The 12,982-nt window shown below is 66.2% G+C and carries 10 protein-coding genes; 3 read left to right on the top strand and 7 right to left on the bottom strand.

The genetic code is table 11. The annotated features are described in order from the left end of the window. Window positions 1-14: 14 nt before the first annotated feature. The 3 genes from glcE to QHC78_RS13625 form a co-directional block, all read right to left on the bottom strand. A complete protein-coding gene (glcE, locus tag QHC78_RS13635; protein WP_319745384.1) occupies window positions 15-1,103 on the bottom strand; it encodes a glycolate oxidase subunit GlcE in 1,089 nt (362 codons plus the stop codon). 56 nt (window positions 1,104-1,159) lie between these two features. Further along, window positions 1,160-2,656 carry an FAD-linked oxidase C-terminal domain-containing protein gene (locus tag QHC78_RS13630; protein ID WP_319745383.1) on the bottom strand — a complete coding sequence of 499 codons (1,497 nt, stop codon included), beginning with the start codon at window positions 2,654-2,656 and terminating at the stop codon, window positions 1,160-1,162. A gap of 107 nt (window positions 2,657-2,763) precedes the next feature. Beyond that, complete coding sequence (locus QHC78_RS13625; RefSeq protein ID WP_319745382.1) at window positions 2,764-4,191, bottom strand: FAD-binding oxidoreductase; 1,428 nt, start codon at window positions 4,189-4,191, stop codon at window positions 2,764-2,766. A 110-nt stretch (window positions 4,192-4,301) separates the two neighbouring features. Here QHC78_RS13625 and QHC78_RS13620 point away from each other — a divergent pair, with 110 nt between their 5' ends. Both QHC78_RS13620 and QHC78_RS13615 read left to right on the top strand, forming a co-directional pair. Continuing rightward, window positions 4,302-4,850: a cob(I)yrinic acid a,c-diamide adenosyltransferase gene (locus QHC78_RS13620; protein WP_319745380.1), complete on the top strand. Its 549-nt coding sequence runs from the start codon at window positions 4,302-4,304 to the stop codon at window positions 4,848-4,850. 76 nt (window positions 4,851-4,926) lie between these two features. After that, window positions 4,927-6,240: a short-chain fatty acid transporter gene (locus tag QHC78_RS13615; protein WP_319745379.1), complete on the top strand. Its 1,314-nt coding sequence runs from the start codon at window positions 4,927-4,929 to the stop codon at window positions 6,238-6,240. Between the two features lie 65 nt (window positions 6,241-6,305). Here QHC78_RS13615 and aroG read toward each other — a convergent pair whose 3' ends face one another. After that, window positions 6,306-7,379, bottom strand: a complete 1,074-nt coding sequence (gene aroG / locus QHC78_RS13610; RefSeq protein WP_319745377.1) for a 3-deoxy-7-phosphoheptulonate synthase AroG — start codon at window positions 7,377-7,379, stop codon at window positions 6,306-6,308. A 313-nt stretch (window positions 7,380-7,692) separates the two neighbouring features. On the opposite strand from aroG, the gene QHC78_RS13605 reads away from it, so the two are divergent. Continuing rightward, on the top strand, window positions 7,693-8,253 hold the full coding sequence (locus tag QHC78_RS13605; RefSeq protein ID WP_319745375.1) for a M23 family metallopeptidase: 561 nt from the start codon (window positions 7,693-7,695) through the stop codon (window positions 8,251-8,253). Here QHC78_RS13605 and QHC78_RS13600 read toward each other — a convergent pair. From QHC78_RS13600 to QHC78_RS13590, 3 genes are all read right to left on the bottom strand, one after another. Beyond that, on the bottom strand, window positions 8,222-9,373 hold the full coding sequence (locus tag QHC78_RS13600) for a PepSY-associated TM helix domain-containing protein (RefSeq protein WP_319745373.1): 1,152 nt from the start codon (window positions 9,371-9,373) through the stop codon (window positions 8,222-8,224). The genes QHC78_RS13605 and QHC78_RS13600 overlap by 32 nt on opposite strands. Window positions 9,374-9,384: 11 nt before the next feature. Continuing rightward, complete coding sequence (locus QHC78_RS13595; protein ID WP_319745371.1) at window positions 9,385-11,877, bottom strand: TonB-dependent siderophore receptor; 2,493 nt, start codon at window positions 11,875-11,877, stop codon at window positions 9,385-9,387. Window positions 11,878-11,963: 86 nt separating this feature from the next. Next, complete coding sequence (locus tag QHC78_RS13590) at window positions 11,964-12,971, bottom strand: FecR domain-containing protein (protein WP_319745370.1); 1,008 nt, start codon at window positions 12,969-12,971, stop codon at window positions 11,964-11,966. Between the last annotated feature and the right edge of the window lie 11 nt (window positions 12,972-12,982).

The following is a 12,982-nucleotide window of genomic DNA, read 5'->3' as shown; positions in this document are numbered from 1 at the left end:
AAGCTTGCTCGCGTCTAGATATCTGGGTACATGCGGCCCGGATTGAATATGCCGTCCGGGTCGAATTCATTCTTCAGGCGCCGATGAAGGGTCGCGATGGACGCCGGCAGCGGGTGGAAGACGCCCGCCTCCCGCGCCTCGCCGGCCGACGTGGCCCGAAACAGCGTCGCGTGGCCGCCGGCCTGTGCGACCCTGTTCCGCAGCGAGCGCGCCGGATAGGTCCCGGCCAGCCAACGCTGGGCCCCGCCCCATTCGATCAAGGTCGGTCCCAGGTCCAGCACTGGCGTCGTGGAGGGAACGGACAAGCGCCACAGGGGCCGCTGCTTCAGGAAGGAATGGGTATGGTCGCGCAGCGAGCGCCACCAGGCTCCTGCCGCCCCATCCGGCAAAGCCTCGCCGCCCATGCGCCGACGGGCAGCATCGACCGCCTCGAGCGAGCCGGACAACCGGACGGTCAGGCGGCCGCTGCCGTCGGTTCCGGCATCCCAGCAACTGGCGCTGATGGGCAACGCGCGGCCGCCCCAATCGTTCATTTGCCGCAAGGCGGCCGCCTGGTCCATGGCGAATCGCACGGTCGCCTCGACCGCGGGCCTGGGCAACACCTTCAGCGACACTTCCAGTATCACCCCCAGAATGCCCAGCGATCCGGTAACGAGGCGGGCCACGTCATATCCCGCCACGTTCTTCATGACTTTGCCGCCGAACTGCAACACGCGTCCCTGCGCGTCCAGCAGCCGCACGCCCAGCACGAAATCGCTGACCGAACCTGCGCTCGCGCGGCGCGGGCCGGCCAGCGCCGTTGCCACACAACCGCCAATGGTGGGACAGCTGCCGAAATGCGGCGGCTCGAACCCCAGCATCTGTCCCTGTTCGGCAAGCATGGCCTCGACCTGGGCAAGAGGCGTGCCCGCGCGCGCCGTCAGCACCAGCTCGGAGGGCTCGTAATCGACGACCCCGGTGTAGGGTGACATATCGAGCACCTCGTCATGCTCGACGGGCAAGCCATAGAAAGGCTTGCTCCCACCTCCGCGGATATACAGCCCTTTGCCCACGGCATTGGCCAGCAGCACACGGGCACGAAGATCGGACAGCAGCACGTCCATGAATGGAATCGGTCTCCAGCGCGGACTTCCGTTGGCAGCTTCGGAAGTCCCGGCGTTCAAAAACGGGGGATCTCGGGAAAGCGGATAGCGTCGCGATGGACGTGCCGCCGGCCATACTCGTTGCACCTGGCCAGGGTCGGGATGCCTTTGCCCGGATTGAGCAAACCGGCGGCGTCGAAGGCGTGCTTGATACCGAAGAAAAGATCGAGCTCTTCACGGGCGAACTGTACACACATCTGGTTGATCTTCTCCATGCCGACCCCATGCTCGCCGGTAATGGTTCCACCGACCTCCACGCAGAGCTCCAGGATCTCCGCGCCAAAACGCTCCGCCCGCTCGACCTCATCCGGCACATTGGCGTCGAACAGGATGAGGGGATGCAGGTTGCCATCGCCGGCGTGGAACACGTTGGCGCAACGCAGCCCATACTTGAGCTCCATATCGGCAATGGCCGCCAATACCCGCCCAAGGCAGCGGCGCGGAATGGTGCCGTCCATGCAGTAATAATCGGGCGAAATCCGCCCTGCCGCGGGAAAGGCGTTCTTGCGTCCGGCCCAGAACAGCAGCCGTTCGGCCTCGGAACACGACACCTGCAGACGCGTCGCGCCGCACTCGGCGAACAAGGCCTCGATGCGGAAGATCTCGTCGGCCACCTCTTCTTCGGTGCCGTCCGACTCGCACAGCAGGATGGCGGCGGCGTCGAGGTCGTATCCCGCCTGAACAAAGGGCTCGACCATCTGCACGGCGCGCTGGTCCATCATTTCGAGGCCCGCGGGGATGATCCCCGCGGCGATGACCCGCGCCACGGCATCGCCGGCCGCCTCGACCGAGGGGAAACTCGCCATCACCACCCGCGCCACCGCAGGCCGCGGAATCAGCTTGACGGTGACCTCCGTCACGATGCCCAGCATGCCCTCGGACCCGATGACCACCGATAGCAGGTCCAGCCCGGGCGCGTCGAGGGCCGCCGCCCCCAGCTCGAGGATTTCGCCTTCCATGGTCACGACCCGCGCGGCCAGCACGTTGTGTACTGTCAAGCCGTATTTCAGGCAATGCACCCCGCCGGAATTCTCGGCGACATTCCCTCCAATGGTGCATGCGATCTGGCTGGAAGGGTCGGGCGCATAGTAAAGGCCATAGGGCGCCGCCGCCTCCGAAATCGCCAGGTTGCGCACGCCGGGCTGTACCACCGCCTGGCGCGCCAGGGGGTCGATGTTGAGGATGCGATTGAACTTGGCCATGCCGAGCAGCACGCCCTCGGGGTGCGGCATGGCGCCGCCCGACAGGCCCGTGCCGGCGCCGCGCGCCACCACGGGAACGTTCAGGCGCTTGCATAGGCGCAGAACCTTGCGGACCTGCTCCTCGTTCTCGGGCAAAGCCACGACCATGGGCACCTGGCGATACAGCGACAGGCCGTCGCACTCGTAGGGGCGCGTGTCCTCTTCCCGAAAAAGGACGCAGTGAGCGGGCAGCGCCTCGCGCAATGCCCGTACGACTTCGATCCGGCGCTGGACTGTGATCGGGTCCAGCCCGATTTCTGTTGGGGCGTTCATGCACCTTCTCCAATATCCTATGAAGATAGCGTGCACCTACCTTCCCCGACACCGTATAAACCCGAAGGGAGCGTCCGAGACCGGCGCGCCCCAAAGGCAAGCGCCGGCTACGGCGAGGGCGGACTTGCCTGCGGCAGCACCTTGCCGGGGTTCAGGATATTGAGCGGATCGAAGACTTGCTTGATCTGCCGCATCAGTTCGAGGGCATCTTCGCCGTGTTCGTCGTCCATGAACTGCATCTTGTGCAGGCCCACGCCGTGTTCGCCGGTGCAGGTGCCGTCCATGTCGAGGGCGCGCCGGACCATGCGCCGATTGATGGCTTCGGCTTCGGCCCACTCGGCCTCGCTGTCGGGGTCGAGCAACATCTGTACATGGAAATTGCCGTCGCCTACATGGCCTACGACACAGGAAGGAAAGCTGGCCCGGGCAAGATCCTCATTGGTCTGCCGTATGCAGTCCGCGAGGCGCGAGATCGGCACGCAGACGTCCGTGCTCGACGCCCTGGCGCCGGGCCGCAATTGCAGCGTGGCGAAGTACACGTTGTGCCGGGCAGCCCAAAGGCGATTGCGGTCCTCGGGATGCACGGCCCAGTCGAAGTCCATGCCGCCGTGCTCGCGAGTGATCTCCTGCACCAGCGTGGCCTGCTCCTCAACGCCGGCCGGACTTCCATGGAACTCGAACAGCAGCAGCGGCGTCTCGCGCAATGTAAGCTTGCTGTAGCGGTTGACCGCGCGGACGGTCGCATCATCCAGCAGCTCCACGCGCGCCACCGGTATGCCCATCTGGATCGTCTGGATCACGGCAGCCACGGCTGCGTCCACGCTCGGGAAATTGCAGACCGCCGCCGATACCGCCTCGGGCTGCGGGTACAGGCGCACCGTGACTTCGGTGATGATGCCCAGCGTGCCCTCGCTGCCGATGAACAAACGGGTGAGGTCGTATCCGGCGGACGATTTCTTCGCCCGGCGCGCGGTGCGGATAAGCTTGCCCTGCGCCGTCACCACGGTCAGCGACAGGATGTTGTCGCGCATGGTGCCGTAGCGGACGGCGTTGGTACCGGAGGCCCGCGTCGCCGCCATGCCTCCGAACGAGGCATCGGCACCGGGATCGATGGGAAAGAACAGCCCCGTATCGCGTATGTCGTTATTGAGCTGCTTGCGTGTGACGCCTGCCTGTACCGTAGCGGTCAAGTCGTCAGTGTTCACCGACACCACACGGTTCATTTTCGACAGGTCGAGCGTGATGCCGCCCTGCACGGCAAGCAGGTGCCCTTCCAGCGATGATCCGGAGCCATAGGGAATCAGGGGCACGCCATGCGCCGCGCAGGCGTTGACTGCGGCCACGACATCTTCCGTACTTTCGGCGAACACCACCGCGTCGGGCGGGGCGGCCGGGAAAGGCGATTCGTCCCGCCCGTGATGCTCCCGTACCGCCGCGCTCAACGACAGGCGATCGCCGAAATGGGCGGCAAGCGCGTCGAGGCATGCCTGGGGCACGGCGCGGCGCAAGGAGGTCGGCAAGGCAGGGGCATTCATGGCTATCCGGCAAGCAAGGTGATGGAAGAATTTTACGCCGCCGGGCCGCCGGCAGGGCTGACTACAATGCAGCCATGGCGCGGACGCCGCGGCAGGACATGGGAGCAGCAATGGGAAATCGACTCAGCGTCATCGCCACGCGTACCGGCGACGATGGCACCACCGGACTGGCGGATGGAACGCGCATCGGCAAGGACGAGCCGCGGATGTGGGCCATCGGGGATGTGGACGAACTCAACAGCGCCATCGGCCTGCTATGCACCGAAGTCCTGCCGCCGGACATCGCCGCTCACCTGCTCGACATCCAGCACGACCTGTTCGACCTGGGCGGCGAACTGAGCATGCCCGGCCGCGCCGTGCTCCAGCCGGCGCGCGTCGGCCACCTGGACCGTCTGCTGGCGGACTACAACGCCGACCTGCCGCCGCTGCGCGAGTTCGTCCTGCCTGGCGGCTGCCGGGCCGCGGCGCTGGCCCACATGGCACGGACGATCTGCCGGAGGGCAGAACGAAGCGTGACCGCCCTGGGGCGCGAAGAGGGCCTCCATGCAACGCCACGCCAATACCTGAACCGCCTATCGGACCTGCTGTTCGTGCTCTCCCGTGCCATCAACCGTAGCGCGGGCCGGCAAGAGGTCTTGTGGCGACCCCGGAGGAACTAGGTTAGGATCGGCCTGCCCGCCGGCGCCACTATCCCTAACCTAAGCCGGCGCTTGTTCACAGACGAGGAGAATATCCATGTTCCGAGCCGTCACGAGGGCGTCGGTGCGCCTGGTCGAACGCTATCTGCCGGACCCGTATATTTTCGTGGTGCTGCTGACCATCATTGCCGCGGCCGCGGCAATGATCTTCCAGCAAGCCTCCCCGGTTGCCGTCATGCGCATGTGGGGCGATGGTTTCTGGGAGCTGCTGACGTTCGCCATGCAGATGCTGCTGGTACTGCTGACCGGGTACATGCTTGCGAGCACGCCGCTGGTCAGGCGCTGGCTGGAAGCGCTGGCTTCGGTGGCCAAGTCTCCAGGCAGCGCCATCATCATCGTCACGCTGGTGTCGCTGGCTGCCAGCTGGCTCAATTGGGGCTTCGGCCTGGTGGTCGGGGCGCTGTTCGCCAAGGCCATCGCCCGCAAGGTTCGTGTGGACTACAAGCTGCTGGTGGCCAGTGCCTATTCGGGCTTCCTGGTCTGGCACGGCGGCCTGGCCGGCTCCGTCCCGTTGACGATCGCCACCGAGGGACACTTCGCCGCCGCGAAGATGGGCGTCATCCCGACCTCGGAAACGATTTTTGCCTTGTTCAACCTGGCCACCGTCGCTGTTCTGTTCATTGTCGTCCCCCTGGTGAACCGATTCATGCTTCCGCCGGAAAACGAATCGGTCTATGTCGATCCGTCCCGGCTGGCCGAGCCCGCGCCCGATCCCACCCTGACGACCGACCGCCCCGCCGACCGCCTTGAAAACAGCCGCATCCTGGCCTGGCTCATCGGTTTTTCCGGACTGGCCTTTCTGTTCGACTACTACGTGGTGCGCGGCCTTGGCCTGAACCTGAACGCGGTCAACTTCACGTTCCTGTTCCTGGCCATCGTGCTGCACGGTTCGTCCCGCAACCTGCTCGCCAGCCTGAACGAAGCGATCAAAGGCGGCAGCGGCATCGTGATCCAGTTCCCGTTCTATGCGGGCATCATGGCCATCATGATCAAGTCGGGATTGGCCGCCAGCCTGTCGGAGTGGATCGTCTCGTTCGCTACCGCCCAGACCCTGCCCTTCTGGACCTTCCTCAGCGCAGGCCTGGTCAACATCTTCGTGCCCTCCGGGGGCGGGCAGTGGGCGGTGCAAAGCCCCATCGTCATTGCCACCGTGCAGGCCCTGGACGCCGACATGGCGCGAGCAGCCATGGCGGTAGCCTGGGGCGACGCGTGGACCAACATGCTGCAGCCCTTCTGGGCGCTCCCGATGCTGGCCATTGCCGGCCTGAAGGCCAAGGACATCATGGGATACTGCCTGATCCAGCTGGTCGTTTCGGGGGTCGTGATCTCGATCGGGCTCACGTATTTCTGACCGGCCGGCCCGGCTGGGACGGCGGCCGTCCGGCTTAGCCGCCCCAGGGCCGCAGGCACTGCCGCTTATTTGCCCGCGGTGGTCGCCACCAGGCGCCGGGCCTGGACCGCCTGCGCCAGGCGCTCGAGCACGCGCACCGAGGCATCCCAGTCGATGCAGCCGTCGGTAATGCTCTGGCCGTAGACCAGGGGCTTGCCCGGCACCAGATCCTGCCGCCCCGCCACCAGGTGGCTTTCCACCATCACGCCGATGATGCGGTTGTCGCCGGCTTCGACCTGGCGCGCCACGTCATCGATCACCTGCGGCTGGTTTTCCGGTTTCTTGCTGCTGTTGGCGTGGCTGGCGTCGATCATGACCCGCTGGGCCAGGCCGGCCTTGGCCATTTCCTGCGCGGCGGCCTCGATGCTGGCGGCATCGTAGTTGGGCGCCTTCCCGCCCCGCAGGATGACGTGGCAGTCTTCGTTGCCGTTGGTCGAGACGATGGCCGACACACCGCCCTTGGTCACCGACAGGAAATGGTGCGGCTGCGAAGCTGCCTTGATGGCATCCACGGCAATGCGGACATTGCCATCGGTCCCGTTCTTGAACCCCACCGGACACGAAAGACCCGAGGCGAGCTCGCGATGCACCTGGCTTTCGGTAGTGCGGGCGCCGATGGCACCCCATGAAACGAGGTCGGCGATGTACTGGGGCGTGATCATGTCCAGATATTCACACCCCGCAGGCAAGCCGCGGGCGTTGATTTCCAGCAGCAGCTGGCGTGCCGTGCGCAGGCCCTTGTTGATGTTGAAGCTGCCGTCCAGGTCGGGATCGTTGATCAGCCCCTTCCAGCCGACCGTGGTCCGCGGCTTCTCGAAGTACACGCGCATCACGATTTCCAATTCGCCGGCGAAGCGGTCGCGCTCGGCCTTCAATCGCGACGCGTACTCCAGCGCCGCTTCGGTATCGTGGATGGAGCACGGCCCGATCACCACCGCCAGCCGGTCGTCCATGCCGTGCAGGATGCGATGCAGCGCCTGCCGGGTGTCGTAGACCGTGTCCGAAACGTCGGGGGTGCAGGGAAACTCGCGCATCAGGTGCGAAGGCGGAGCCAACTCCTTGATTTCTCGAATGCGCAAGTCGTCGGTGTTGTGGGACACGATCCTCTCCTGGAATGTCAATGGTGTCTATTGGGCATGCTGTGTGGTGTTTCGCCCCTTGCCGCATCGTCCAGGCACAAAAAAAGCCGCCAGGACGCTGGCGGCTTTTTTGGGGCAGGAATCCGTTAGATACGACGCTTCCTTTCCTCCGCCAGCGGCTTCGGAAAACCAAAAAAGTAAAAGTAGTAGGAAGTGACGTTCATGAAACATATGGTAGCAGGGACCGGGCGCCTGGGCAAGTGGTGGGCATCTTTCTTGCGGCGGGCCGTGTCCGCATACGCCCCAAGCCCTTCTTGCGCAAGAGGATAAGCACATGGCGACGCATGCTTCGTCCTGGACGCCGGTTCGCAGGAGGCGGCAGCCCTGGTTGTTCACCGTCGTGGCCGTGGCGGTATTGTGGCTGGGCTGGCCCATCATCAGGCCGGCGCTGGAAATTCCGTTGTACGGCCTGCGCCTGGCCCGGATGCCGGCGCCCGAAAGCCTGGCGGTACCGGTCCAGGGCGTGCGGCCGCGCGATCTGCGCGACACCTGGAACGCTGCGAGGCCGGAAGGCCGCCGCCATGAGGGAATAGACATTTTTGCCCGCCGCGACACCCCCGTGCGGGCCACCACCGAAGGCATCGTGACCCGGATCGGCACCAACCGGCTGGGCGGCAACACCGTCTGGATCATGGGACCGGGCCGGCAGATGCACTATTACGCCCACCTGGAACGCTATGCCGACATCCGGCGAGGCCAGCGGATACAGGCGGGCATGCCGATCGGCTATGTCGGCGACAGCGGCAATGCGAAGGGCACGCCTCCGCATCTGCACTATGGCATCTATACCCCGCAGGGCGCGATCAATCCATTTCCGCTGCTGGCCGGGCGCTGAGGGCCGACGGTGGGCGGCGCACCCAGAGGAATAGCCCGCTCCCCAGCACCACGAGAGTCGCCAGCGTGAAGAGGGCCCATGCCAGCTTGAGCGGCCAGCCGGCGAAGTCGCCGTAATGCAGCGGGCCGGAGATCCGCAATGCCGCCACATAGGCAGGCATGTCGCGCTTGGCCGCGAAAGCGCCTGTCTGCGCATCCACCAGCACGGGCGTGATGAGCCGGGATGCGAACATGCCGTCCCCCCGCATGAAGACGGCATAGTGCCGCGGCCCGGCGAGCGGCGTGCCGGGGAAGGCAACGAACGCCAGCTGGCGGCCGGGTGCCTGCTCGCGCGCAACGGCCACCGCCTGGTCTACCGAGGCCTGCGGCGGCGCCGGGCCCAGGCTGCGCCAAGGTGCCGTCATGGCCGCCAGTTCGGTAGCCTGCCACAGCCCGTAGACTGGCTTGGACAGGGCCAGCAGCACGCCGGTCAGCCCGACCAGCAACATCCAGAGCAGCGCGACCATGCCCACCAGGTTGTGCAGGTCGAGCCACTTGATCCGCGCCGACCGGCCGCGCCGAACCGTACCGAACGGAACGCGGGACAGGATGGGCGCATAGACGGCTACGCCCGACACCACCGACACGGCAAAGAGCACGCCCATCGCCGCCAGTACGAGCGAGCCCGGCAGGCCGGCGAACATGTCCGTGTGCAGCTTGGCCAGCAGGCGCATGGCAAGGCTGCGCAGGGCTCCCTCGTGGACCAGTTCGCCGGTCCGCGCGTCATACGTGAACAGCGCGCCGCCGGCCTTCGTGCCGGCCGGGGTCAGCGATATAAAGAGCACGGGCTCTTCGTCGTCCGCTGTCAGGAACCGTACCTGGTAGCCTGGCCGGCGCGCCGAGGCATCAGCCAGGACATCGTCAAGCGGCGCGCGGGCGGCCGGATCAGCCACCGCCGGCAAATCGAAACCTGCGCCCAGGGCATGGTCGATTTCATGGCCGAAGATCAGCGGTAATCCGGTCAGGCACAGCATCAGCAGGAACAGTGTGCAAACCAGGCTGCTCCACCGGTGCACCCAATGCCACCCGACCAGGGTGCGCGGGGAGCGGGACCGCGGCGCCGTGCGGGAACGGATACGCATCGCCGCCGCGCTCACCAGCGGTAGGTGGCCGTGGCCAGTACGGTGCGCCGATAGCCGTAGTAGCAGGTGGTGGCGCTGCCGCACGAGCCGATATAGGACTTGTCGAATAAGTTGCTGGCATTGAGGGCGAAGCCCCAATGCCGGTCGAGCTGATAATGCACGGCGGCGTCGAACAAGGTCGCGGCGCCGACCTTGAAGGTATTGGCTGCGTCGCCCCAGGTCGAGCCCATATAGCGCACGCCGCCTCCCACGCGCAGGCCCTGCAACGGCCCTGAGCGCACGGTGTAGTGAGCCCACAGCGAGGCCATGTGGCGCGGGCGGTTGGTGGGCGTCTTGTGCAGATCGCCCGAGTTGCTGCGGGTCACCTCCATGTCCATATAGGTGTAGGCGCCGATCAGCTTTAGTCCGGTGTCGAACTCGAACACGCCCTCGAGCTCCAACCCACGCGAACGGATTGCGCCCGTCTGCACGCGCGCAGCCGCGCCATGGGAGGGATCCGGGTCCGCGGTCAGCACGTTCTGCTGCCGCAGATCGTAGAGCGAGGCCACCACGTAGCCATCCGAGCCCGGCGGCTGGTACTTGACGCCGATCTCGGTCTGCTTGCCCGTAGTGGGCTTGAACGGCGTGCCCGCGTAGTCGCTTCCGGCCTGGGGCTGGAAGGACGTGGAATGGCTGACATAGGGAGCGACGCCGTTGGCGCCGCGATAAACCATTCCCAAGCGATAAGTAAAGTCGCTCTGGTCCACGGGCGTATGGGTACTCGTTGTCGCGCCCGTAGCTGTCACGATCCGCTCCGACAAGGTGTCCGAACGCGCCCAGTCCTTGCGGCCGCTGGCCACCAATACCCAGCGCTCGCCGAATTTCATCTGGTCCTGCGCATACAGGCCGAGTTGCCGCTGGTTCTGGTCGGCCCGCGTAAACGCGGGGATGGGATTGATGCTCTGGCCGTACTGGGGGGCGAACGGATCAATCAGCCCCAACCCCGCTCCCACCGTTCCATAGCCTTGCAGTTCTTCGAACTTGGCGCGCTGGTAATCGACGCCTGCCAGGGCCGTATGCTTGATTGCACCGGTGCCGAAGTCGGCCTGCAATTGATTGTCGAGCACCACGCTGTCCAGCTTGCCGCTGTCCTGCAGCGACGCTCGACGCAGATGGGTCTGGGCAGCCGACGCCCAACCGGCGGCATAGACGCCGGTGTAGTCCAGGTCGCTGCGCATATAACGGGCACTCTGCCGGAACACCAGCGCATCGCTGAAGCGGTGCTCGAACTGGTAACCCAGCGAATATTGCTTGCGATCGAAAGAGTTGAAGCCGGGCTCGCCGGTGAAGAACGACGACGGAATGGTGCGGCCGTCCACGGTCGGGATGAGCGTGCCCTCGCGCGGCAGGAAATTGATCAGTGTGCCCTGCTTGTCGCGCTGGTAGCTGGCCAGCAGCAGGAGGCGGCTGCGGTCGGACAGTTTCAGGTCCAGCGAGGGCGCAATGAACACGCGGTCATCATGCGCGTAGTCGGTCTGGGTATCGCTGTCGCGGACCAGGCCGGTCAGGCGAAAACGGGCCACGCCGTTGACGTCGATGGCATCGGAGAAATCGAAGCTGCCCTGCAGCCGGCTGTTCGTTCCTGCCTGCAGGTTGATCTCGCGCAGGGGGACATCCGTAGGCCGTTTGCTTACCAGGTTCAGCAGGCCGCCGGGCGCGTTGGCGCCGTACAGCACCGCGCTGGGGCCGCGCAGAATCTCCACCCGCTCGAGCCCGTAGGGTTCGATCAGCGGCATATTGTAGCCGCTGTTGTAGTAGTTGAGATAGAGTCCGTCCAGGAATTGCCGCGCGGCAAACCCGCGGATCACCGGGCGGTCATAGCGCACGTCGGCCGCGTTGTCACCGGTAATGCCGGCCGAGTACAAGATGGCATCGGTAACGCTCTGCACCTCGCGGTCGCGCATTTGCTCGCGCGAAACGACGGAAATGGACTGCGGCGTCTCGATCAGGGATGTGTCGGTCTTGGTGGCGGTCGCGCTGCGCCGTGCCACATAGCCCTCGACCGGGCCCGTGGCGGTCTGCTCCAGGCGTCCCACGACATGCACGGGCGCCAGCGTGCCGGCCTCGACCGCCGACGGCGCCGCCGGGCGCAAGGTATAGCTGCCGAGGTCGGTACGCACCAGTTCCAGGCCGCTGCCCGCCAGTGCCCGCCGCAATGCCTCGGCGGCATCGAAATGCCCGCGGACGGGCGCTCCCATTTTCCCTTCCAGCAGGGACGACTCGACGGCCAGCGCCAGGCCGGCCTCGCGTGCGATGCGGTTGACCGTGCTGGAGAGCGGCGCCGCAGGCAGGTCGTAGTGTCGTGGGGCGTCGGCCTGGGCGTGCGCGCCGGTCGCGGCCAGCGCCGCCCAGGTGAGCAGGCACCAAGCGGCCACTGTAGGCAGCCGGCGCCCGGCAAGACTGGACATGATGGGCAGGCCTGGACGGACCCGGCGGTCGCGGGCGGATGCTGCGGGAAGAGTCACGATTCGGCTCCGTAGGTCGACGGATTGAGGGTCTTTTCCTGTTTGCCGAACGAGAACCGGAAAGTGACAGGGGCGGCGGAAAATTTTTAATCGGCCGCCTCTTCCCGCGAATGAAGCACGTCCAGCCACACACCTGCATAGCTCCGTATGCGCACGGGCAATCCACGCGTCAGCATGGCGAGCGACCGGTCGATATCGTCCAAGGGAACCGTACCGGTCAGCCTGAGGCCGGCGGCGTCTGGCTGCACCGTCATGGGTCCGAACCGATACCGGGCCAGCTCGCGGACGACTTGCGCCAGCGGGCGGTCGTGCACGACGAGCATGCCGTCGCGCCAGGCATCGGCATGGGCATCGGCCGCGGTGGGCGCGGTCACCTCTTGCGGCCGCATGACGGCCTGCTCGCCCTCCCGTACCCGACGAGCCACGGCGCATGCCGCCAGCGCCGTCCCGCAGACCCGGGGCCGAGCCTGCACAGCCGACTCGTACACGGCCAGCCGGGTCACGCCGTCATCGCGGCGAACGGTAAAGCGCGTTCCCTCCGGCAGCAACGCGCCATCGTCGGTACGTACCACCAGGGGCCGGCGCTCCCCAGGCGAATGACCGGTGCGTACATGGATTTCGCCCCTCCTGAGCACCACGAGGCGTTGCTCCGCATCGAACCGGACATCGACGGCCGTGCGGGTATTGAGGTCGAGCTTGGTCCCATCCGAAAGCACGACGTGCTGACGCTGGCCGACGGCGGTCCGGTAGTCCGCCCCCAGGTCGGCCAAGGGCAGTTCGCGGTCCGCCAGTGCGAGCACCGCTGCCGCCAACAGCAGCACGCCCAGCAACGGGCCGGCCTTCTTCAACACGCGCCGGCCCCGCGGCCGCGCGAGCACTTGGCGCACAGCCCGACCGCGCACCGCCTCGAGCCCAGCCTCCAGCTCACCCAGCTGCTGCCAGGCGCGGCGATGATTGGGATGCTCGGCCAGCCACTGCTTCAACGCCGCCCTGTCGCTGTCCGTGGCATCGCCCGAGCCCATCCGCAGCTGCCAATCGATCGCCATATCGAGCACGTCGTCGGATACGGGTACCTGGAGCGAACGTCCGGCCATGAGGATTTCCG

Source organism: Pigmentiphaga sp., from assembly GCF_033795525.1.
Classification (GTDB): Bacteria; Pseudomonadota; Gammaproteobacteria; order Burkholderiales; family Burkholderiaceae_B; genus Pigmentiphaga.
The sequence above is the reverse complement of the archived record's forward strand: the minus strand, read 5'-3'. Positions and strand labels throughout refer to the sequence as shown.